The organism is Bradyrhizobium sp. LB8.2 (assembly GCF_040548035.1).
Lineage (GTDB): Bacteria > Pseudomonadota > Alphaproteobacteria > Rhizobiales > Xanthobacteraceae > Bradyrhizobium.
The window spans coordinates 392902-415597 of the sequence record NZ_JBEPQV010000002.1 but is presented as its reverse complement, the minus strand read 5'-3'; the positions used below and the strand labels follow the sequence as shown (position 1 = coordinate 415597).

Here is a 22696-nt window from a genome sequence, read left to right as displayed (position 1 = left end):
GCTGAGGAAGTCCGACGTACCGCTGAAGCTCGCCCAGTCGCTGAGCAATATGCCGCCGATCAACGCGAGCTACAGCGGAGCTCCCGGGCCTGATGAATTAACGCCATTCGCTTTCGCGTCTCAGCGATGGCGGACCTAAGCAGTTCCGGCTCCAGTCGTATCTTCCGCACAGCTTCTTTGGCCTCGTCGCGGGCGCGGCGTTCATCGTTCTCCATGGCGCTCAGGATCACCTGGGTCCCCGCCACGCGCAATATCGCATGATAAAGGGCCCCATTGGCGGCCCCTTAGATCCGACTTCTGCTCGTGCCCCGTTGCCGACCTTCGCTTTTCAGGGCCGGTATATCTGCCTTCAGGAGATAAGCCGACTTTAACTGAAGTCGGTGCGGAAGCCAGCCTGTGACCCGTTGCAGACGTTCGGACAACCACCCAGACCATAAGCGTGATCAACGTCACAAAACAGAAGCTTGCGTTTTGGCAGGCTGTACATACGCTGCGCACATATTGCTCGGGGCTACGATGGGCGCGTTTCGCTGGTTTTCATTGTTCTTTTTCATCCTGACCTGCGGCTCGGCGCATGCCGAGCGCCGCGTTGCGCTAGTGATCGGAAACTCCGCCTATAAGAGCGTGCCCCGGCTTTCCAATCCGACGAACGATGCGGCGTTGGTTGGCGGCATGCTCAGGAAGGCCGGGTTCGACCTGGTCGATGTCAAGTTGGACCTTAGCGTCGTCGAGATGCGCAAGGCGCTACGTGAGTTCGGCAGTCGTACACGCGATGCCGATGTTGCCGTCGTCTACTACGCTGGTCATGGCATCGAACTGGACGGGAACAATTATCTCATTCCAACGGATGCGGTTCTGGAAACTGATACCGACGTCTATGACGAAGCATTTCAACTCGACAGGGTGCTGGTGACGGTCGAGCCTGCCAAGCAGTTACGGCTTGTGATCCTCGATGCCTGCCGAGACAACCCTTTTGCTAAGACGATGAAGCGCACCGTTGCCTCGCGCGCGATCGGTCGTGGCCTCGCCAAGATCGAGCCGGCCAGCCCGAACACTATGATCGCGTTCGCAGCGAAGGCGGGATCGACAGCCTCGGACGGCGATTCCAAGAATAGCCCATTCGCCGCCGCCCTCGTTGAGCGTCTCCCTACGCCGGGGCTAGATTTACGCAAGGCGTTCGGCTTCGTCCGCGACGATGTCCTCAAGAATACCGGTTACAAGCAGGAGCCTTATGTTTATGGCTCGCTTGGCGGCGATGATGTCCCTTTGATTCCGGCCAAGCCGGCCGCCGTCGGGCCGCAGGCGAATCCACAAGACGCGATCCGCCGCGACTACGAGCTGGCGCTCCAGTTAGGCTCGCGCGAGGTCTGGGCGGCCTTCCTAGCTCAATATCCCGACGGCTTTTACGCCAGCCTCGCCAAGGGGCAACTGAGCAGAATTGCGGCTGAAGAGGCGCGGGAGGCCGCTGTGGACAAGGCCAAAAAGGCCGAGGACGAAAAGGCTCGTCTTGCGGCCGAGCGCGCCAACAAGGCCGAGCAGGACAAAGCGGCGGCCGCAGCCAAGACCGCCGAGACTGCAAAGCTCGCGGCAGAGAAGGCTAGGCAGGCCGAGGAAGCGAAAGCAACCGCTGCCGAGCAGCGGCGCAAGGAAGCGGAAGCCGCGGTCTCGAAAGCCTTCGCTGAGAAGCAGGTAGCTGAGAAGGCGCTCGCCGATAAGATCGCTGGCGAAAAGGCGGCCGCCGAGTTGGCCGCCAAACAGGCCGCGGATAAGAAGGTGCAGGTGGAGAGCGAACAAAAGATCGCAACCCTCGCTCCGGCAGCATCACAGCCCAACCTGTCCTCTCAGGAGACGGCGAAGCAGCTTCAGTCAGAACTGCGACGGGTCGGATGTCTGACAGCGGCAGCCGACGGTGATTGGAATGCGTCATCGCAGCGCTCCCTGACATCGTTCAACAAGTATGCCGGGACAAAGCTCGACAGCAAGTCTGCCAGCTTTGAGGCGCTCGACGCGATCAAGGCCAAGCCGATCCGGGTTTGCCCGCTGATCTGTGAGCGCGGCTTCAAGGCGGACGGCGACGAGTGCGTCAAGATCACCTGCCGCGCGGGTTCTCGCCTTAATGACGACAACGAATGCGAGAAGGTTCAGGACAAGAAACCGGCTGCGACGCGCGAACAGATCAAGAAGCGGGATACGGAACGGAAGAAGGATGAGACGGCACCCATGAAGCAGCAGTCATCCGGTCAAATGCTTTGCAACCAAGCTGGCTGCCGACCCGTCAGTCATGGATGCAAGCTCGTTGCGGACCCCTCGACGAGCAACTCTGCTGGAATTAATGGCCGCATGAGAGAAGTGTGCAATTGATTGGGCGGACAGATGCGTCTTTCGTGTTTTGCCATGAAGCTAACAAACCCACCCTTGTCAAACGCTGGAAGCTCGCGAGGATAGTGAGTTAGCTCAAGGATCGTCGTCGGTCGGGAGAAAAGCCGGTGTAAGGATAAGATTGCCACGTCCCTTGAGCTACTCCGATCGCTGCTAATGGCCCAACGCGGAAAGTCTGCGACGTTCGCTTTTGCGCCGCTATCAGGGGCATAGCGGACCTCCATGGCGTCCGTGCTTCATGCGTTACGCGCCCTTGTTCACACGCGGCCGATCTTTTCCACCCAGACGCACTGTTGCTCGCGCGTTGTTCCGAGGCCTGCTCAGAGAGAATTTCAGTATGTCTTCCTCCTCGTTAGCTAGCAGCATGACAAAGACTGAGAGAACCGAGCGGCCACGAGAGCCTACCGCTAAGAGCAGCAGCAGAAGCGCCACGAGGTTACGGGCCAATTCGAAAAAATCTATCCGCCAGGCACCCGCATCAAAACAGGTCCGAACGATTTCGCTCGAATAGAACAGTGATGCGATTTGAGGGCTGAAGCTGAAGCGTTTTGGGTAGATCATGAGCGGCGAGGGAGGTTCATGATCAGCTGATTGCATCCAAATTCGGCCCGCACTACTCAATGGTCGAGTAGATGCGGGCTAGGAGCTTAGCGTATGCTCCACCGAATTCTAAGGCACTAAGCCAAGCAGTTATCCTGCTGCACGGTCATCACGCAGAACTTTTGTCATCATTGCGAGTCCTCCCGCGCTAAGAATCCGTGACTGGTGGGCGCGCGCAAGGACCAGTTTGACGAAATTCAACCGCTCGCTGCTTCAGAGATACCCTGGCCGTGAACCCAGCGTCCAGCCACGCCAAAGCTTGCGTGTGACCAGCTTTTCGCGAGCTTTCATTTCCCCACCACGCGCTGAACTTATACGCGGAGGCAGGTAGGCCTTCCAAGAATCTCTTCGATTTCGGGAAATGTCAGCCGAACAGCTTGCCCCCGCATGCTTCCCAGCTTCCGCCGTAGCGGATCGTAAGCAGACGTAGCCCTTCGACGCGTCACGTCGGCTCGCGGCTCGTGATGATGTTGAAGTTGCGCGCGGCCAGCTCTAACTCAAGATCGGTGATCCGTTCAAAGATACGAGCGGCGATCGCCTCCGAGTCTTTGGCGGATGACTGGATGCCAAGCGATGCAACTTCGTCTCTGAGAATTTTTGCCACAATCAAATGGATGGCCATTTGGACCTGTAATCCTGAAACGCTAACTCAACCGCAACTGGAGGGCGAACGCAAGTGCTATCAAATGAGGTGACATGAAGGGCAAGGCTAAAATGTTGGGCTCCTGCAAATCTAGAGCTGCGGAGTTCGGACCCGCGCCGACGGTAAGCGCGTCGGCGCCGCTCGATGAGCCTCCTGGGAGGCTTCGCCACCAAACAAATCGGGGATCTATGCTGGCCGGACCCTCAAAGGTGAAAAGCCGGCCGATCTGCCGGTCCAACGATCCGACAAGCTCGAAATTGATCGTCAACCTCAAGGCCGCCCAAGCGCTTGGGCTCGATACGCCGCTCACCCTGCTCGGGAGGCTGACGAGATCGTCGAATATACTCGGCTTATCTCTCGGCCGCGCTCGCGAAGCACAAACCTTGGTCTCGCCATGTGAAGCGAGGAGCCCCCGGACCGGCTAGGGTCGCTGCACGCCGGGTGCGCGACATCATAATCTATAATCTCCGCCAGGCCGTCGAGAGGCTGGCCCGCTGCAGCGTCGGAATCTCCACGCGCGGACGATGCGATGCGCATTACCGGAACTCGATAGGCCGAGCGCTCTGCAGGCGGCGCGACGGCTATGTGTGACCGAGCTAGGACTTGTCAGCAGAATCTCGGGCGAGACTGATCTTCCAAATCCGGATCTCTCCATCCGTGCGTTCAAAGCGATGCGGGTGGCCCCGCGGGATGAACAGCAAATCGCCGGCCGTGCATTCCATCTCTTTGCCGTCCAGGCGCAAACTCCCATAGCCCGAAACGATAATATAGATGGCATCAGCGGAACCGTCGTCGGGTGCTCCGCTTTCAACGCGGTCAAAAGGCAGGATGCTGAGAGAAGACGCTTCGGACCTGTAGCAAACGCGCAAGGTTTCGCACGCTTCCCTCCAGCTCATACCTGACGCGATCTCCGTCAGGTTGATCGGAGTGCCCTCAGCGGGAGACGACCGCGCATCCAGAAAAGTAGACATCAGATCAGCCCACGCATTCGCTTGGCGGGTTCGCTGTCAGGCTCCCGTTTTGCCCGATCGAGGTGCAGATAATTGCTTTCGAAACGTGCCGCATTGCGCAGCCCGGCAGGATCACACACCGTCCAGGTATTTCCCTCAATGCTGATCAGATTCTCCTGACGGAGGCGTCCCAGCATTCGGTTCACATACACTGGTGTGAGGCCGGTCGCGTCGGCCAGATCCGTCTGAGTCACGGGAAATTCGAACTTTTGGTCGTCCACCACTCCGAAGGCGCGCATCCGAAGGAATATTTCGTAGGTCAGAAACGCGATTCGCGCGTATGCGTCGCGACGGCCCACATCGATGATGCGTTCACGCAGGACGCCTTCGTCCTGCAAGGTGTTCCACCAGAACGCCAGCGCGATGCTTGGTCGATTGAGAAGGAGATCCTTCATGATTTCGCCGGAGATGGATGCGACGAGGCTCGGCGTTAATGTCCCGATACTGTGATCCATTTCATCGAGGATGAAGATTTCCGAATCGCAGGGATCGCCGGGCACCAGGAACGCCATAATCTGACGGGCGCCATCTTCAAGGTGTTTGTAGCGGCATGCCAAGCCGGTGATGACGAGGTGGATATCAGAAGAATGCTCCCCCTCCCTTATGATGTCCTGTCCCGGACCATACTGTCGCTGCCGCTCACAGCTAATACGGTTCAGCAATTGACGGTCTTCGTCACTGAACGGCGCGAACTGCTCCAGTTTCCTGATTAGCGGGCTGTCCATGGGTTTCCTCCGCGGGGAGAACGCCGGACGACACTTTTGGTGCCTCCTGTACCTCAATTGCACAATCGTGACCTTGATCTAGTTTAGTGTCGTGCTCGCGCCCTAGTCCAATAGTGCGCTCTATGGCGCGATTCACCCAAGATCAACTGAATCCCTCCATCGACGGTCAAGGCGGCCTGATTCGGGCAGAGTTCATCCCGGCATCGGATCAAACTTGCCAAAAATAGCGCTTTCTACGCGCGCATGGACTGCCTTAGGCGGGAAATTGTGCGCTGCATGACGAATACATCCGAACGTATTCAACACACGAAGGAGACGCTTTCGACAACAACCGAACTCGTCGCGTACAGCCAGGAAGCAATCGCACGGTCAGTTCATCTCCTTAAACTGAATAAGAGGATATGAGGACCGCTCGGACCTGTTACTCGTTCCTTACTCCGGAGAGATTCGGCTTTTCGTCGTAGCGTCCGAATTGCACCTGGCCCTGCAACTTGGATTAGGTGTTCTTTGCATCTGTGAACCGACCTCAACGGATGGTCTTGCCCTCGGCCATCAGGAGACTCATCATGCATCCCACAGAAATCCTGATCCGACGATTGCGTGCGAACACTCGGCTGTCCGACGAGGACGCCTCCGCGATTGAGGCGCTGCCCGTCGATGTAAGGCGGTTGACAGCGGACACTTACGTCATTCGCGAAGGCGACTGCCCGAAACGTAGCTGTTTGGTCCAGAGTGGCTTCCTCTGCCGGTCTAAGATTGCCGAGAACGGCAAGCGTCAGATCCTGTCCTTCCACATTCCGGGAGACATTCCGGACCTACAGAGCCTTTTTCTCAAGGTCATGGACCATGATCTCGCTACAATATCTGCGGCGACACTGGGCTTCGTCGAGCATTCCGCTCTTTCGGCGCTGATCGAGCAACGGCCCGCAGTCGCGCGCGCTTTCTGGTGCGAGACGCTGATCGATGCCGCAATCTTCCGAGAGTGGATCGTCAACGTCGCGGTGCGCCAAGCACCGGCCCGTATGGCGCATCTTCTCGCCGAAATGCGCGAACGCTTGGCGGCGGTCGGACTCGTCGGCGATGACGAGTTCGAGTTTCCTGTTACGCAATCCGAATTAGGGGAGGCGCTTGGGTTGAGCGTAGTCCACGTCAATCGCGTTCTTCAGGGTCTGCGCGCAGATGGCGTTCTTGATTTGCAGAATAAGATGGTCAGGCTCATCGACGTCGAGAAAGTCCTCATTGAGGGCGGATTTGATGCAGCTTATCTGCACCAGAATGGAAACGCTTCTCCATCCTGACGGCGTGCACGGCCTTGCCGGGATGACCGGTCGGCCTTCTTTAAATGCCGATTGGCGTCCCTTCAAGTATGGGGTGAGAACAATGTCCGTTGCGGGTCACGGTGAGGGTCTGACTCAATGTGACGTTTCCGATCGGCCGTCAGAAGCGGACATCCATGCCATGAGTACACGCCCCGCGCGGCACGGAATCCTGATGCCATCGCCGGCAAGAAAGGCCGAACCAGTACGGTTGAGGACTTCGATAGCGTGGCGCTCTTCACGGATGGCTTCTTCAGCATCGCGCTGCGTAGTACGGTTCCTCAATAGCTGATGAATCCGACTCCCGCTCCCATCATCGGAGCGAGAGGAATGAAGCTGATGCTTTCAAGCTGGCAAGGTGCCGCGATTGAAGTTCGGCTCTGCTGCTGATCGGAGACTCTTTAAGTACGTCGCCTTGCGTGCTCTCTGGCTCGCTTACGTCAAGAATGCTGTTCACCCCTGTCGACTTCGTTCAATGCATCACCATGCCCGTCCGGACGGGCGCGCCCTCATTACTGGAGTCGAAAGAGCGTCGGCATCAGGTACACCGATTGCCGTTGGCTGTTCCTAGTTCTTCTTGGCTTCCGGAAAAATGCCGAGGACCTCGCCATGTGCATCGCGAACGGTGACAGTTCGCCCAGTCATCTCAGCCATCCGCTTCGCAAGCGCGCACGCTTCATCCGCATTTTCCAGATCGAGAGCGACCACCGACAGCTTTGTTGCGCCAGCTCCGATGATGGCAATATTGAAAGGTTTGTTGTAGGCCACGGCGCAACTCCTGCTGTTGGCGGGTAGCGCGATCGTTGGTACAGCAACCGTGATTTAACGATTAGACACTTTGTGCACAAGTGAACACGGAACGTGGTTGCGCCACGCATCGGCGATACGCTGGTGAACGGAGCGTCTCAGACCGCCGACAATCACCATCCATAGAAGTTCTTGGCGATCGCCAGCGTCTCAAGTTCGCTCGTCTCGAAGGCTATCTTTTGCACGAGCATCACGTCTCCCTCGACGAGCTCGCCAACCGGTACAAAGCACCATCCCATTCCCAGCCGGCCGGATGCATCAATCTCGCGGACATTGGCCGACGTGCCCCGACGGATGCGATAGCGCGTACCCGTATCGCACCCGACCACTTCGAAATAGCCTTTCCGATCGAACTGTGCGCGCTGCTGCGCAGTGAGCCAGCCGCGGAGCAGGCGCAAGCCCGTTCTCCGCCTCTCCTCCTGACAGCTTCGGTAGAAAGTCCCGCACGCCCGCCGCCGATAAATCCTGAGGTAATGAGAACCAGTCACGACAATCGCTCGTTCATTTTTGAAAGGCGGCAGTGACGACGAAATGGCAATGGAAGATGCCGAGAAGCCCGCGCGCGTTCCTAATGCTCGATGCACGCCGATTGCTGCCTTGGATTCGCCGCCCTGCCTCGATCACATTTTGTGAACGATGCCCGCCGAAGACCGCTCGCTTTATGGCGCGGAATGCGGCGGGAGCGAGCCATCGCCTCCAAGGGGCATTCGCAACGTGAACTTGGTTTCTGTGTCGGTCGAGTCAACGTTGATTGAACCTCCGTGTGCCTTCGCTATTTCGGACGCGATGTACAGACCAAGTCCCAGTCCTTGCGAAGGGCCGTGCGCCTTTCCTCGGTAGAACGGCTGAAACAGGCGCTTGCGAGCCTCCTCCGGAATAGCCGCGCCTCCATTAGCCACCGAGAGTTCGAACATCTCTGCTTTGGCGGTAGCTTCGACCCGCACGGGCCGGTCTGGCGCGCCGTGGCTGATCGCGTTGCCGAGCAGGTTCGAGAACAACTGGGCGATGCGGGCCGGATCGCAGAAGACCGGCCTCTCGACCTCGAAATTGGTCTCGATGCGGCGCTCCGGATGGGCCGCGACCAACTCGGCCACAACCTGGTCCAGCACGGGTTCGACGGCGGTGATGGCCTTAGACAGCGAGATGCCTCCTCCGAGGCGGCCGCGCGCCAGATCCATGACGCTTTCGATCATCTTGGCCATGCGGCCCACGCTGCTCTGCATCATGGCCTCGAGCCGCAGCGCGTCTTCCGGAGTCTTGGCCTTGAGCATCAGCCGTGCACCGGCTGCGATCGATGCGAGAGGATTGCGTAAGTCGTGACCGAGCACGGCGATGAACTGCTCACGCAGCTCCGCGTTCTCGCGCTCCTGGCGCAGACGTTCTTCGAGCACAGTTTTGAGCTCATCGCTTTGCTTGCGGGCGTCGATGAGCTCGCGCTCGTAGCGACGCCGGTCCGCCGCGCGCATGATCGTGAGGCGGGTGAACAGAAGCGCGTCTGTGTCGGTACGCCGCTCGCGGGCGTTGGCGATCGCAGGCAGCCGCGTTCCGTTTTTGGTCAGGAGATCGAGCGCGAACTCGTCGAAGAAGCCCTGCATGCGCAGCAGCGGCGCGACATGGGTCTCGAGGAATATGCGTCCCGCCATGGTGAGCAAGTCGCTCAGCCGCATCCCGGGAAGGTCATCGGGTGGGTAGCCCATCCAGTCCGCCAAAGTCCGATTGGCGCGATCGATGCGACCGTCCGGACGAACGGACAGGTAGCCGCAGGGTGCGTTTTCGTAGAGGTCTTCGAAATCGCTGTCGGCGGGATGATTGTTGTTCACTCAGACGAATTCTCGGATGGAGGCCACGACTTCGTCGGGCGCGCTCAGGTTGGGACAATGGCCGGTCGCCTTCAGCACGACCATTTTGCTGTTCGGAATGTTGCGCTGGACGTACGCACCCACCTGTTGTCCGGCGATGATGTCTTCGCTGCACTGGACGATCAGTGTGCGCGCTTTGACCTTGGCCAGGTCGGCGCGGTTGTCGGAGAGGAACGTAACCCGGGCAAATTCCTTGGCGATCGCGGGATCTGTACGGCAGAAGCTGTTAGTCAGTTCCTCGCCAAGTTCGGGCCGCTCCGGGTTGCCCATGATGGCAGGCGCCATCTGCGCCGACCACCCCATGTGATTCTCCTCCAGAAACGAAAGAAGCTCTTCGATCTGCTGGGCGCTGAAGCCACCGAAATAGTCGCCATCGTCGATGTAGCGCGCCGAAGGCCCCACAAGGATGAGGCTTTCGAACAACGTGGGGTCCTTGACCGCGGCCAAGACCCCGATCATTGCGCTGACGGAGTGCCCTACGAAGACCGCGCCCTTCAGCCCCAGCGCTTGCCCAATCTCGACGACGTCCTCGGCATAGCCGGACAATTTGGAATACCTCTGGCGATCATAAGCGGTGAGGTCCGAGCGTCCCGCTCCGACGTGGTCGAACAGCACCGTGCTGAAATCCGACTCGAAGGCCGGCGCCACGAAGCGCCACATGTTCTGGTCGCATCCGAATCCATGAGCGAACATCATGGCCCGCTCGCCTCGGCCGCGGACCTGCACGTTGTTGCGGAATTCGACTGACACCCGATTCTCCTTCGCTTCAGGCGATTATCATTCTTTTGACAAGCCTAGCGTCAACTTGAGCGGAACCCTTTTTCGGGCGGGCAGGGATCAGGAGTTCCGGATCAGGAGATCCGACAGAGCCTCGACCAACTGCGCCGGCGCGAAGGGCTTGGGCAGGATGATGCTGCGCGGCACGCCGTTGGAGGCCCAGCGATGAGCGCTGCCGCCAGAGACGTAGAGGATCGCGCAGCTTGGATCGTGTTCCCGTGCGAGGCGGGCGAGCGCCCACCCATCGATCCCAGCGCGACCCAGGTTGACGTCGGTGACGAGTGCCCGCGGCAGAGGCGCTCCGACTAGCAGATCGGCCGCCGCCTCGCCGGATGCGGCGCTTAGGACGCCATAACCTGCCTCGACTAAGGTCTCCTCCAGCATCTCGCGGAGAAGATCTTCGTCCTCCACCAGAAGAATGGTCGATCTTTCTGCGGGGCCGGGAGAGTTGCTCAGGTGCATCCTATCGCATTCTTTATCAAAACGGCATCCGCAGTTCACGACGGGTAGGCCACCCGCCTCAACGGAGGAAAGGACGAAGCGTTCACTTTTTCTTGCGATCGCACCAAGCAAAAATCAGGAGAAATGCTGGTGCAGATTTCACCGATGGGCTGGGAGCAGTCAATTCGCCAATCGTCGGCCCGAGACGCACCTACGCAGGGACGAACGTCGGTAAGGCACTTCCCGCCGGCACCTCCGGTCGGGGCACTATCGCCCTGTGCGGATGAGGTCGATGAACCGATTCCAAGCGATCGTGGGAACGAGCCGGCGCTGGTCGGCGGGGATGCTGTCGTCCATCATTTTTTTGGCCAGGCGCTGTACCTCTTTGGAGGCCTTGCTCATGTGACCGGCATCGAAGGGCGGACGCGGATCGTATTCGATAACCAGTTGAATAGCCTCAGCCTGTTCGGCCCCGGCGATCTCGCCGGCCAGCCATAGCGCCAGGTCGATGCCGGCCGACACGCCGGCCGCCGTAACGACCTTCCCGGAGCGCACGACGCGCTCGTCGGGCCTGGGCTTCGCACCCATGGTCCGGAGCACGCCCATCTTGTACCAATGCGTGGTCGCGGGCTGCCCTTTCAGGATTCCCGCCGCGCCAAGGATCAATGCCCCGGTGCAGACCGAGGCGGTCCACCTGGCCCTCCGGTGCACCTTACGCAGCCACTCGAGGACCTCGTCGTCGACCATCTGGCCCGGCGTTGTCGAGCCTCCGGGAACAACCACCACGTCTGGAGCGGTTGTCTCCGCGATCGAGTGGGTGGCTCCGAGCAGAAGCCTGCCGCCTTCCGCGACGACAGGTCCGACTTCCTTGCCGACGAACCGCACCTTCGCACCGGGGAGGCGCGACAGCACTTCCCAGGGGCCGACCGCATCGAGCGCCGTCACCCCCTGATAGAGAAGGATTGCGATCTCAAGGGATGCTGCCATCCGAACTCCTCCTTCACAGGTCCTGGGTTGGCCGGCCAACCCAGATAACCGGACAAGCCAGGTTAGTCCTGAGTCCCGTTGCGCCTTCGTCACATCCATCTTCGCTGTCGCGGCAGGTCCGATCTCAATGGTCCGAAACTCCCCGGAAGAAGCTTTCCACCTTCTGGGTAGGGCCCTATCATCTGGTACGCCAAATAGGTTTTGCGAGAAGGATTACGGCCACCTCCGGTAGTGCGTCGGGCAGCGCCCGTGCCTTGTGGACGTAAGCCGTGCCGCCCCTGCCGAGCCTCGAAAAGTCTGTGGAAGAGCCTAAGATTCGCGCCGCAGCGGTGACATTGAATGCTGGGCGGCTTCTGACGTTGGTTCAGTAGGTCCACAGCCGCAAACGGGAGCGCAATAGCGTCCCGCGAGCCGGGCTCAATCCAGCGCTGGAATAAAATGGAGGCCGCCGATAAAGCCGGCCTTACTCGTTGTCGTTCCGATAAGCTCTGAGTTCTGCGCGCATGCTAGCGCTTTCGAGAATGGCTAGTCGGCAAGCACTCCGCACGACCTCGGCCGTTTGCACAAGCTCTTGCCGCTGATCTCTCAGCTGGCAGGCTTCGTCGATGGCAAGTTGGGCGCGATCGTGCACGGACTCAAGCATAGGCCAGCTTTTCACCGAATCGGCCATGTCACAAGTTAAGATGCGGCCTATTCAGCTTGCGGAGCTTCCCGATCAGTCCGCGCTGGTCGTCGGTGTGCAATGCGCGCGGGGCACTGCGAAACGGACAGTAGGTACGTCAGTTCCAACAAGATGAACTTGACCTGTGCCGTTCGAACTTCGCTGCTCAAATTAAGCCGACAGCGCGATCGTGTCTTCGGCACCCTTCCTCGATATAAGCGTTGAGGGATCATGAAGGGCGCGTCCGGTGAACAAGGCGGGGAGTGGGTACTGGAGAAGCTCCGGCGTCACATTCGTATTCTGGTCGACATTGGACGACTTTCGGGTGAGACCGGCGACTTTGACCGATTTTTAGGCCAAATCGTTGTCCAGATCGCCCGCGCGGTCGAGATTCATCACGTCAAGATCCTTCGATACCGTCCTGAGACGTCCGATCTCCTCCTTCTCGCCGGTGTCGGATGGAAGGACGGTGCGGTCGGCGCAGCTACGTTCTCGATCGGCCTGCGTTCTGCGCCAGGGCGAGCCTACCAAACAGCAGAGCCGGTCAGCATCAAGGAATTTGGTGAGGACAATGACTACCTCCGCTCCGATTTCCTAAAGGAACACGGCATCGTCTCCTTGAGCAACGTGCCGATTCTGATTGATGGCGCGGCATGGGGGGTGTTGGAAGTAGACAGCACGACGCCGCGCGACTTCAGCGAGGATACAACTGAGTTTCTAACGGCGGCGGCTGCATTGATAGCTATTGTTTTGCGTTATACGGCTCGGCCGGATCAAGAGGCTAGGCTGATAGAGGCTCTCGCTGAAGCGCAAAATCGCGAGGTCTTGCTTAACGAGATGCAGCATCGTGTGAAGAACAATTTCCAGCTCGTTCTATCCTCGATATCTATCCAGAAGCGCCGTTACAATGACCCCGAGGCCCGCCGGGCCCTCGACCAAGTTGCAAATCGCATCACCGCAATTTCTCTCGCGCACGATCAGCTCGCCCCTCGACAGGAAGGTCAGGTTGTCAGGCTTGGCCAATACATTCGGGCTCTTTGCAGCGCGATCCGCCAGCAGGTTGATCAGGTTGAACTCGACGTTGAATGCGACGAACTCGAATTGAGCATTGATCGGGCGTTGCCGGTCGGGCTTATCTTGAACGAGACTGCGATGAACAGCATCAAGCATGCGTTTGGCACCAGCCGCGGCACCATCAGGGTCCGATTGGTTGGAGGGGTCGGGTACGGCGAGGCCCGCTTGACGGTCTCAGATGACGGACATGGGATCCAAGGCGCCCACCAGAATGGGTCTGGGCTCAAGTTGATCGCCTCGCTTGCCAGGCAGATAGGAGGCGCTATCAACCAGGAAAGTAACGAAAGCGGCACGACGACGACCTTGACATTTCCCCTGATGAGATAATCGGCCGTCGACCGACGCGAATACCCCACATCCTCAGAGAGCTTCCAGCTTTAACAGATTTCGCAGCATGACGATGTAGACGACTGAGCCGATCGATATGGCCATTCCAATCAGTGTTAATCCGAGAAAAAATTGGCCAGCCGTTTCGTGTAAGGTCGGAGTGACAGCCGATGCTTTGCGCCGCTGGTGAGGCTCGGAAAGTTCGAGGCCTCCACTTCAGCGGAATTCGGCGCCTGAATTCCGGCGCGGCTAAAGGCGGGAGGCATGAGGCGGCTTCAGAGCTTCTTATAACAGCCGCTAGAGTGGTCTTCGCGCATGGCGGACGTCGAATGTGCTTGCTGCAAAGGCGGCCATACAATCGCGACCGGCTGTCCAAACTTAGCCGCCCAGCGATACTCAATCGGAAGCTGAAGGATGCGGATTGTTGATCTCTACCGCCGAGGGAAATCCAAATACCCGGCAAAATAGGTATTAGGTATTAGTCTGCGACGGCAGCATCAGCCGCAGGGCTTTTCGGGTCTCGGAGCGGTTTCGCCGGCCAACTTTCACGGAGCCCCCGAGCTTTCGCCGAGAGACGTCCCGCCGGCCCTCTCGCTACCCGCAGCCTCTGTCCGTCGGCGCACACGTCCGCCGGCTTTAACCCTCCAGGAACTTTCATGTTGTGCTCATCCGTGGATGCGGCATTTTGGCGTGCTTTTTTTCTTTGAGGGAAACAAGGTGATGGGCGAAATAAGCTCTCGGTTGCGTGCGAACATGGACCTCATTTTGAGGAGGTGTGCCGAGAACTTCCGCGTGGCGGCGATCACGAGAGCCGTAAGTACATCGCGGAACAGTTGATCCAAGCGGCCGCGGCTGGTCAGAGCACCTTGGGCGAGCTGACGGCGGTCGCCAGAGGCGCCTTGGTGCGTCTCAACACTCGACCTAGGTCTGCCTAGCGGCTCCGGCTCAGGGCGCCGCCGGGACTAGCCGTCGGCAGGCCCTCCACCAGTACGACATCGCGCAGATCCTACGACCCTTTTCCAAGCCCGCATTTTGAACTGGCCGGTTAAGAAGCTGTGTGCAACATATGATCCGGCTGTCGGGCGATGCCGGCGGCCATAAGGCGCCGCGCTGCGGTTAGGTGCGGACCCCGACGCGCGGGGCCCATTGCTAATCCGATCGACCAGATGGAAAGCGGTAGCGAGGCGCCTATGATCACCACACGCTCAGCAGCCCCAAGAAAAAGCCAAACACCGAGCAAGGCGATCCCTAACCCTAACAAGACCAAAACCGAATTGGGATTTTGCATTGCAGGAACGCAACTTGAGGGAAGGGCGATAGATAGCAACCGTATCGAACGCCGTTGCTTGCGGACGGAGGATTGACGCGCTCTCCCTTGCGGACGCCTTACACTTCTTCGCGCTTTTCTTTTCGGTCATGATTTGGCTGCCCTTACGTTGCGCTCAAGGCGATCGCCGGCACGAATTCACACCCGGACCCGCCAGCGGACCTTGTCGGTCTCGACCTTAAAGCCATTGGGCATACGCGGCATTCCGCCCTTGACGCGCACCGGCGTCGCCACAGGGGCAGGCGCGGAATTGTTCTCGCAGACCAAGCCGGGGTCGTCGCGTTGGTGACGCATGTCATGAGAACAGCTCTTGCCGGAGAGACGGCCCCGGCCGGGGTGTCTTGGAGAGGTGGATCGGAGCCGCTCCGCCAGCCATCGGCGGCTATGGCCAGCAGACCTTAACCTTCGACGAAGTTCCACGTTCCTCCGCCGGGTGAACCGTTGCATAACTTTCCCATTGGAGATGCCACCTTTTTTAGCGAGATTTTGCCATGGCGAACGGCACCGAAGATCTTCAAATGCTGCGGTTGATCAGGGCTTTTCAGAAGCTGACCGATCAGAATACGCGGCGCAAGGTGCTCTTGTACGCCGAGGAGCAGGTTCACCAGCAGCAAACCGGTGCCCGGGTCGAGCATACGCCTGCTTCCGAGTGCACCAGCAAGTCGCCGCCCGGCAGCGGCGGCGGCACAACCGGAGATTCGTAGTCATTGGGCGGCCGACATGTGAAGCTAAGGCATATTTCGCGTCTCGGAGGAGAAACCCGATGCGCCTTGCATTGCCTTATCTTGGAATTGGTCTCTGCGCGTCGCTGGCGGCGTGGATGTCGGTGATGCTCTTCTATTGAAGTCCGTCCGCCCAGATTCGCCGATGCGGGCGGTCCTTAACTGTCTAGCCGGCAGGGTCGTTCCCTTTCGGCTCTTGCAAGAATTTTGGCATGTGTCCACGCGCTTCACGGTCACGCAAGGCGGGGCGCTCTGACGGATCGCGGCCGAGCTTGGCCTGCAGCTCGACGAGGTCGGTGAAGACGTCGGCCTGGCGGCGCAGCTCGTCGGCGATCATCGGCGGCTGGCTGGCGATCGTGGAAATCACGGTGACCCGCACGCCGCGGCGCTGAACGGCCTCGACCAGGGAGCGGAAGTCGCCGTCACCCGAGAACAGCACCATCTGGTCGATGTGCTCGGCGAGCTCCATGGCGTCCACGGCGAGCTCGATGTCCATGTTGCCCTTGACCTTACGGCGGCCGGAGGCGTCGATGAACTCCTTGGTCGCTTTGGTCACGACCGTGTAGCCGTTGTAGTCCAGCCAGTCGATCAGGGGGCGGATCGAGGAGTATTCCTGATCCTCAATGATCGCGGTGTAGTAGAACGCCCGCGTCAGTGTCCCGCGGCTCTGAAATTCCTTCAGCAGGCGCTTGTAATCGATGTCGAAGCCCAGAGTTTTCGCCGTCGCGTAGAGATTGGCTCCGTCGATGAAGAGCGCGATCTTGTCGGTAGAGGAAGGTGACATTTAGTTCACGCTTTCGGTGGGGCAAGTTCGGGTCCTGCAAGCATCCCGGATCCGCGACGCCGATTATCGGTCGCATTCTATATAAATCGCTACCGGAGATCGTCGAGTAGCGCCAAGCTTTAAGCTTCAACTATTTTCGAGAAGCACGCAGCCTTGGAACTCTGACATTAGCCGAAAGTTGTTCTGTCAGATTTGTAATGTATCCTGTCTATTTCCATGTGCCTGTTTGAGGGTGTTCCCGCCATGATCGCTGGCGATTTTCCTCTCTTTGATCTTTCCATTTATAGGCGCGGCCGCGCCTGGCGATGGTCCGTTATAGACCGGTCAGGGATTTCTGTTCTGACTGGAAGCGAGCGGAGCAGGCCTGCTGCGCAGTACATGGCAGCAAGGGCGGTTTTCCAATTGCTGTTGACCGCTCCGTATCGGAATCGAATTTCCCCGCCGGCCTAATCGTCGACTTGAAAGCCGAAATACTGGAGCCGAACGCCCGACCGAATCCTTGCAGCCATTCTGCGTGTTATTCGCCGCACGGTTTGACCCCGATCGGGGCTGAAGGTTCACCCCGGCCAACACTGCCTAATTTCTTGGGCCATTGCTCATCACGTGTGGGGTCAATGTTGGAAGGCGATAGGGATCAAAGTTCGGCGCTTGCTTACACCGCGTCGCGTGCTCCGATCGGAGTGATGCCTTCAACTGACGCTTCTACTGGATGGAGCGAGGTCCCTCGTGGCGATGTAGCCGAGCGGCTTGCGATCGGTTGCAATCAGCGACTCACCCATTTTTGCTCTCGATCACCGTGACCACCGTCTTTGTGGAGAGGCTTCGCACGACGGTTCCGCCCGCGTTCGGCTAAACCTGGAGCTGCGCGGTCTGCGACAGTTCGTATTTGGGCTTTGCCGCCGCCACCGGCGTGACGTCGTCCTGCAGGACGCGGGTCTGTCTTGCCGCTGGCCCCGGAAGGCGCGTGCGACGTCCTTTGCATCCGATGCCGCGTAGGACAGCTGGATGCGGGGATCGGCATAGTCGTTAACGCCGGCCACCAAGACGAAACAGCCACGGCCTGGTCGAACCGGCGGCTGGTCGCCCAGCGGCGGCTGGGTCGGGGCGCCGGGCGGTGCGACCAGTTGCGAGGCGACGTACAATCGCGCGGGGAGCGACGCGAGCAGGTTCGCGGCGTTTAGGCCACGACCTCGATCGCGTTGTCGCCGGCATCGAGCAGCGGGCCGCGGCTGAGCCGTGTCGGCTGGCCTGTCGGCGCGGACACCTGTGTGTCCACGCCGGCCGTGACGCCGCTGATGCGCCATTCCACCCGGCTGATCCCGCCGCCGCCATGACGAGGTGAGTTCTCTCGGCTTAACAGCAAACCAAAACTGGGGCCCGGCCTTTGGCGATAGCACAAGCCAGTCAGGCTGCGTTCTGTTCGGTGTCACGACCTCGACTTGGAAGCAGATAATCGAGCTGCCCGGAGAGCCTTCTTTTTTGCCGGCGCCCGAGTCTCTCTTTTCAGAATAACCAGGCAGAATAACCAGGCAGGCGTGGTGCTCGCTGTCTCCGGCGTCGCAGGATACAAATTCGCTGCTCATCCCCGGAAGTTCGCTGATATCTGCTCAAATTTCGCTGATACGTGGCATAGGGTATTCGCGATAACGCCCTGCAAACAGGCCGGTTTTTCTTTCGCCAGCGGCAGTTGCGAAGCCGAAACGATCAAATTCCCCGCAAAATTCCCTGTTTGCCGGGAAATGACCTAGAGACAGGTGCGATCAGCACTGGGTCGCCAGCCAGCTTACAAGCCGTTGAGTTCGTTGCGTAAGCAGCTCCATTCCTGCCGAATTTTTTGGCGCGTTTGGAAATTGAGCTTCTAATGCTCGGTCCAGAATCGAACCAAGCGACGTCCTGCAGAGGCTGCTCGGGCTGGCGTCTTACGCGCTGCCGTAGAACAGAGGGTCATGGCGAGCCGATCGGATAGTCAGTCGAACTGATGCGCTTCTGCACCGGGGGGCGTCAAACTGTAGTTCACCCAGCCGATGGCGCAGAGTTAGCCGCCGCAGTGCTGCGGCCGTTGCGGGGGAAACGCGGCGCGTCGCCGTTACGCCGCTTTCCTGCGGGGCTTCGGCTTTGCTTTTTTGTCAAGCAAGACCCTCTCTGGAGCCGGGCGCGCACCTGGACCAGGGTGGACATGAACTTCCTTGGCTGAAAGCGGCTCGCCGCATTCCGAGCACACCATCACGGGGTCGAACATCTTTCCGCACTTGCGGTGCTCATGCAGCAGGGGACGTCCGCGTTCGTCGACCATGTGGGTGTCGCCCCAATGTACGAGCGCCATCATGATCGGATAGAGGTCGAGGCCCTTTTGCGTCAGGATATACTCGTGGCGTTTAGGCGACTCCTGATACGGAATGCGGCGCAGGACGCCCTGCCGGACCAGCTTCTTCAACCGCTCGGCGAGCAAATGCCGTGTGATTCCAAGCGCTGACTGAAAACCCTCGAAGCGGCGCGTGCGCAGGAAGCATTCGCGGAGAATTAGAAGAGTCCAGCGGTCACCAATCACACCGATGGTGCGAGCCATCGAACACGGCTCTTCCTCAAGTTCATCCCATTTCATTCTGCTCTCCGGTCGGCCGGTGCCTGTTCCGCTCGAATCAGGGGGGAGGGGCATGCGCCGCTCACACCATTCTAGATAGGTACTAAAGTGGATACAATACCCCCGTCGGTCGCCCAAACCTCGTGATTTCAGAGCAGATTTGACAGTTCAATTTTAGAACTATACAAGTGGGTGACAGCCTGCGTTCGGCCTGGACGATCACCCAAATCTGACCAACATCGCGCTCTGCGGGAGGAGCTGACATGTCTCTCAAAGTTGAATTCCTGTTCGATTTCGGCAGTCCGAATGCTTACCTCGCGGAACTGGCCCTGCCGGGAATCGAACGGCGCACCGGCGTGAAATTCGAATATGTCCCGGTCCTGCTCGGCGGCATCTTCAAGGCGACGGGCAACATGTCCCCGTTCGAATCCCTTCGTGGCATCAAGAACAAGCCGGAGTATCAGGCGCTGGAGACACAGCGCTTCATTCGCCGTCATAACGCAACGAAGTTCCGGTCCAATCCGTTCTTTCCGGTCAATACGCTGATGTTGATGCGCGGCGCCGTCGCGGCGCAGCTCGAAGGCGTGTTCGAACCCTACTTCCGCGCGGCGTACCACCACATGTGGGAGGAGCCGAAGAAGATGGATGATCTCGAAACCTTCCGAGCAGCGTTCATCTCCTCAGGCGTCGATATTGATCGGTTGCTTGCGCGTGCGCAGCAGGATGACGTCAAGAAAGGGCTGATCGATCGGACCACCGACGCCGTCAACCGCGGCGCATTCGGCTCGCCGACTTTCTTCGTTGGAAATGAGATGTTCTTCGGCAAGGACCAGCTCCGCGATGTGGAGGAGTCGATCGTCGAGCAGATTGGCCAGCCCGTTTCGAAGACGGCCTAAGGCCAGGACCTGGAGCCTTGCAGAGCCGAGCAGACGTCCGCGCGCCTGCATGACGAAAGCTCAGTCGGCCTTATAACAAAACCAATTTAGGGAGAATGTCATGCCCGGCCCCCTCAACGGCGTTCGTGTCCTCGATTTGACAGGCGTAGTGTCGGGTCCTTTCGCGACCATGTTCCTGGCGGATCAGGGCGCGGACGTCCTGAAAATCGAGCCGATCGGCGGCGACATTACCCGGCGCAGCCGCGCCACCATTGATAAGGATGGCGAATTCTCCGCGCTATTCATTTCTTCAAACCGTGGCAAGCGCTCGCTGTCGATTGATGTCAAAAGCGCGGCCGGCCGTGAGGTTCTGGCCAAATTGGTCGCGAAGGCGGATGTGCTGGTGCAGAATTTCCGGCCCGGCACCATGGAGCGCCTCGGTCTCGGCGGCGATGAGCTGCGCCAGCGGCATCCACGCCTGATCTATGTCTCGATCAGCGGTGTTGGCGACACCGGACCCTATGTGAAGAAGCGCGTTTACGACCCGATCATTCAGGGCCTGTCGGGCTTTGCCGACATCCAGTCGCAGCCGGTCACGAACCGCCCGCAGATGATCCGCACCATCGTCTGTGACAAGACCACCGCGGTGTTCACCGCGCAGGCGGTGGCGGCCGCGCTCTATGCCCGCGAGAAGACCGGGCAGGGTGATCACATTCAGGTTGCGATGCTTGATGCGATGATCTCGTATTTGTGGCCCGAAGGCATGATGCAATACACGGTGGTGGGTGCCGAGGCTGCTGCTGCCGATCCCAACGATCGGCCCGATCTCGTGTTCAAGACCAGCGACGGCTACATCACCGCCGGCACCATTTCCGATTCCGAATGGCAGGGGTTTTGCCAGGCCTCCGGCGATCCCGAGCTTGCCAAGGATCCCCGGTTTGCGACGCCATCGGCGCGCTCGGTCAACGCCACGGCACGCATCAACAAGATGGCCGAATATATCAGCCAGCACACCACCGCAGAATGGCTGGAGCGTCTGGATGCCGCCGACGTCCCCTGTTCGCCGATCCTGCGGCGCGGCGAAATCATCCACAACGAACAGGTGGTCGCGCGCGAAATCATCGCGGAGTTCGATCAACCGAAGGTCGGGCGGGTGCGGCAACCTAAACCCGCAGCCCGCTTTGCGATCAATGAGGCCGCGATCGGTGGGCCCGCTCCCAGGGTCGGTGAGCACTCGCGCGACGTGTTGCACGAACTGGGCTATGACGACGCCGCCATCGACAAGATGGTCGCAGAGCGCAGCGTGCGCGTCGCCGTCTGACGGCGAAGCGCACGAGGCCGTACTCTAGGTCTTCGCCGGCGCCGGCGTGATCGGTGCCAGCGGGGCATTCGCCGCGACGGCGCGCTGGAAAGCTTCCCGTTTCCTGATGCGCTCGAGATAGGGCTGAGCGTTGTCGCAAATGCCGACGCCATAGGCGATGGCCCACTCCAGGCAGGTCGTGAGCAGGATGTCAGCGCTGGTAAACCGGTCGCCCATCAGGAACTGCCGGCCGTCTGCGAGCGCGACTTCGACATGGCGCAACTGCTGGCGGAAATACTCTCCGGCCTGGGCGACGACCTCGGGCGCGACGCCGTAGATCGGGCCGAGCGCATCGGCCCGATGGCGACGCATCACGTAAAGGCTGGTGGAATCCAGCTCCGCGACGATAAAGAAGCACCATTCCAGCCACGCCGCATACTCGCGGGCGGCTTCCGGAATCAGCGAGCGTTCCGTCGTGGAATACATTCGCGACAGGTAGGCAACGATCGCCGCGCTCTCGCCGATGCAGAAGTCGCCATCCTGAAGCAGCGGGATCTTCTGGCGCGGATTGAGCTTCGAGTATTCCGCGGTCTTGGTTTCGCCGGTTCGCGGGCCAATGGGCCTTGTCTTGTAGGCTAAGCCCAGTTCGTGCATGGCCCAATGCGGACGAATGGTGCGACTCGTTCCAACGCCCCACAGGGTCAGGTCTGGTGTCGCATTCATGTTACCATTTCTCCACGGACGGACGGAGATCGAGCTCGTGGGTCCAGCCATCTTTGCTTTGCTGGTGGGTGAACCAATACGCCTCGGCAATGGAAGACGTCTTGGTCAGGCTATCGGGCGGAATGTCGCTTGCTTCGATCCCCTTCGCTGCCTTCATGCGTTGGTGAATCGCCTCGCTATCCACGCCAGCGTCGATCAGGAGATGCACGACGTGAATGTTCTTCGGTCCAAGCTCGCGCGCCATCGCCTGTGCCACTGCACGAAGGCCGAACTTCGCTGATGAAAATGCTGCAAATCCCGGGCCGCCACGCACGCTTGCCGTCGCACCCGTAAAGAAGATGGTGCCGCGTCCGCGCGACAGCATCACGCGAGCCGCCTCACGTCCAACCAGGAAACCACCATAGCAGGCGAGTTCCCAAGCTTTGAAGAACAACTTCTCCGTGGTCTCGAGCAGAGGCTTGTTGACGTTCGAGCCGGCATTGTAGAGGCAAACCTCGACAGGCCCGTGCTCTTTCTCGACCCGCGTGAATATGCCTTGGACTTCTGGTTCCTGACGCGCATCCACGCTGAATGCGTGAACGTCATGCCCCGCAGCCCTCAGCTCGGCCACGAGTCCCTGCGATTTGGACGCATCGCGTCTGCAAATGCAAACCGTATAGCCGCCTCGGGCAAAACGCCGGGCGACCGCCGCGCCAATGGCATCGCCTGCGCCGACAAGTATCGCTACACCGCGGCTCGCTGCCATCCTCGATCCTCCCCTTTAAGTTCTTATTTGATA

22 protein-coding genes are annotated in these 22696 nt (G+C 59.6%); 6 read left to right on the top strand and 16 right to left on the bottom strand.

Translation table 11 applies throughout. From position 1 onward, the window contains the following. The first annotated feature begins 516 nt into the window (after positions 1-516). Positions 517-2361, top strand: a complete 1845-nt coding sequence (locus ABIB06_RS04290; RefSeq protein ID WP_354044551.1) for a caspase family protein — start codon at positions 517-519, stop codon at positions 2359-2361. Between the two features lie 766 nt (positions 2362-3127). Here ABIB06_RS04290 and ABIB06_RS38860 read toward each other — a convergent pair. From ABIB06_RS38860 to ABIB06_RS04275, 4 genes are all read right to left on the bottom strand, one after another. After that, complete coding sequence (locus tag ABIB06_RS38860) at positions 3128-3319, bottom strand: DUF7662 domain-containing protein (RefSeq protein WP_502916510.1); 192 nt, start codon at positions 3317-3319, stop codon at positions 3128-3130. Between the two features lie 102 nt (positions 3320-3421). Continuing rightward, positions 3422-3601, bottom strand: a complete 180-nt coding sequence (locus ABIB06_RS04285; RefSeq protein WP_247342609.1) for a hypothetical protein — start codon at positions 3599-3601, stop codon at positions 3422-3424. A 617-nt stretch (positions 3602-4218) separates the two neighbouring features. Next, positions 4219-4593 (bottom strand): cupin domain-containing protein, encoded by a 375-nt coding sequence (locus ABIB06_RS04280; protein WP_247342606.1) that lies wholly within the window; start codon positions 4591-4593, stop codon positions 4219-4221. After that, entirely contained in the window at positions 4593-5357 is a 765-nt protein-coding gene (locus ABIB06_RS04275) for a Crp/Fnr family transcriptional regulator (protein WP_247342604.1), read from the bottom strand. Before ABIB06_RS04275 ends, ABIB06_RS04280 begins: the two co-directional genes overlap by 1 nt. Before the next feature lie 566 nt (positions 5358-5923). Between ABIB06_RS04275 and ABIB06_RS04270 the strand changes: the two genes are divergently transcribed. Next, entirely contained in the window at positions 5924-6655 is a 732-nt protein-coding gene (locus ABIB06_RS04270; protein ID WP_354044550.1) for a Crp/Fnr family transcriptional regulator, read from the top strand. A gap of 585 nt (positions 6656-7240) precedes the next feature. On the opposite strand, the gene ABIB06_RS04265 is transcribed toward ABIB06_RS04270, so the two are convergent. From ABIB06_RS04265 to ABIB06_RS04240, 6 genes are all read right to left on the bottom strand, one after another. After that, on the bottom strand, positions 7241-7441 hold the full coding sequence (locus ABIB06_RS04265) for a hypothetical protein (protein WP_247447815.1): 201 nt from the start codon (positions 7439-7441) through the stop codon (positions 7241-7243). Positions 7442-7593: 152 nt separating this feature from the next. Continuing rightward, complete coding sequence (locus ABIB06_RS04260) at positions 7594-7878, bottom strand: hypothetical protein (protein ID WP_354044549.1); 285 nt, start codon at positions 7876-7878, stop codon at positions 7594-7596. A gap of 261 nt (positions 7879-8139) precedes the next feature. Continuing rightward, on the bottom strand, positions 8140-9300 hold the full coding sequence (locus ABIB06_RS04255) for a PAS domain-containing sensor histidine kinase (protein WP_354044548.1): 1161 nt from the start codon (positions 9298-9300) through the stop codon (positions 8140-8142). Next, a complete protein-coding gene (locus ABIB06_RS04250) occupies positions 9301-10089 on the bottom strand; it encodes an alpha/beta fold hydrolase (protein ID WP_354044547.1) in 789 nt (262 codons plus the stop codon). It lies immediately after the preceding gene. An 87-nt stretch (positions 10090-10176) separates the two neighbouring features. Next, positions 10177-10578: a response regulator gene (locus ABIB06_RS04245; protein ID WP_354044546.1), complete on the bottom strand. Its 402-nt coding sequence runs from the start codon at positions 10576-10578 to the stop codon at positions 10177-10179. Between the two features lie 246 nt (positions 10579-10824). Beyond that, positions 10825-11544, bottom strand: a complete 720-nt coding sequence (locus tag ABIB06_RS04240) for a DJ-1/PfpI family protein (RefSeq protein ID WP_247341677.1) — start codon at positions 11542-11544, stop codon at positions 10825-10827. Between the two features lie 892 nt (positions 11545-12436). On the opposite strand from ABIB06_RS04240, the gene ABIB06_RS04235 reads away from it, so the two are divergent. Continuing rightward, complete coding sequence (locus ABIB06_RS04235; RefSeq protein WP_354044545.1) at positions 12437-13606, top strand: sensor histidine kinase; 1170 nt, start codon at positions 12437-12439, stop codon at positions 13604-13606. A 1465-nt stretch (positions 13607-15071) separates the two neighbouring features. Here the strand turns inward: ABIB06_RS04235 and ABIB06_RS04230 are convergent. Beyond that, complete coding sequence (locus tag ABIB06_RS04230) at positions 15072-15227, bottom strand: hypothetical protein (RefSeq protein ID WP_354044544.1); 156 nt, start codon at positions 15225-15227, stop codon at positions 15072-15074. Between the two features lie 197 nt (positions 15228-15424). Here ABIB06_RS04230 and ABIB06_RS04225 point away from each other — a divergent pair, with 197 nt between their 5' ends. After that, positions 15425-15637: a hypothetical protein gene (locus tag ABIB06_RS04225; protein ID WP_247341666.1), complete on the top strand. Its 213-nt coding sequence runs from the start codon at positions 15425-15427 to the stop codon at positions 15635-15637. Between the two features lie 184 nt (positions 15638-15821). Here ABIB06_RS04225 and ABIB06_RS04220 read toward each other — a convergent pair whose 3' ends face one another. The 3 genes from ABIB06_RS04220 to ABIB06_RS04210 form a co-directional block, all read right to left on the bottom strand. Next, the gene (locus ABIB06_RS04220; protein WP_354044543.1) at positions 15822-16439 is read right to left on the bottom strand and encodes a LabA-like NYN domain-containing protein; all 618 of its coding nucleotides are present in this window, start codon (positions 16437-16439) and stop codon (positions 15822-15824) included. Positions 16440-17616: 1177 nt separating this feature from the next. Beyond that, positions 17617-17748 carry a hypothetical protein gene (locus ABIB06_RS04215; protein ID WP_256468377.1) on the bottom strand — a complete coding sequence of 44 codons (132 nt, stop codon included), beginning with the start codon at positions 17746-17748 and terminating at the stop codon, positions 17617-17619. A 777-nt stretch (positions 17749-18525) separates the two neighbouring features. Then, positions 18526-19041 (bottom strand): winged helix-turn-helix transcriptional regulator, encoded by a 516-nt coding sequence (locus ABIB06_RS04210; RefSeq protein WP_194406779.1) that lies wholly within the window; start codon positions 19039-19041, stop codon positions 18526-18528. A 242-nt stretch (positions 19042-19283) separates the two neighbouring features. Here ABIB06_RS04210 and ABIB06_RS04205 point away from each other — a divergent pair, with 242 nt between their 5' ends. Both ABIB06_RS04205 and ABIB06_RS04200 read left to right on the top strand, forming a co-directional pair. Beyond that, on the top strand, positions 19284-19916 hold the full coding sequence (locus ABIB06_RS04205; RefSeq protein WP_247341747.1) for a 2-hydroxychromene-2-carboxylate isomerase: 633 nt from the start codon (positions 19284-19286) through the stop codon (positions 19914-19916). Positions 19917-20016: 100 nt separating this feature from the next. Beyond that, complete coding sequence (locus tag ABIB06_RS04200) at positions 20017-21216, top strand: CaiB/BaiF CoA transferase family protein (protein ID WP_247347904.1); 1200 nt, start codon at positions 20017-20019, stop codon at positions 21214-21216. A 24-nt stretch (positions 21217-21240) separates the two neighbouring features. Here the strand turns inward: ABIB06_RS04200 and ABIB06_RS04195 are convergent, their stop codons facing one another. Next, positions 21241-21918 (bottom strand): glutathione S-transferase family protein, encoded by a 678-nt coding sequence (locus ABIB06_RS04195; protein ID WP_247341754.1) that lies wholly within the window; start codon positions 21916-21918, stop codon positions 21241-21243. Between the two features lies 1 nt (position 21919). After that, on the bottom strand, positions 21920-22663 hold the full coding sequence (locus tag ABIB06_RS04190) for an SDR family NAD(P)-dependent oxidoreductase (RefSeq protein ID WP_247341757.1): 744 nt from the start codon (positions 22661-22663) through the stop codon (positions 21920-21922). Positions 22664-22696 lie beyond the last annotated feature (33 nt).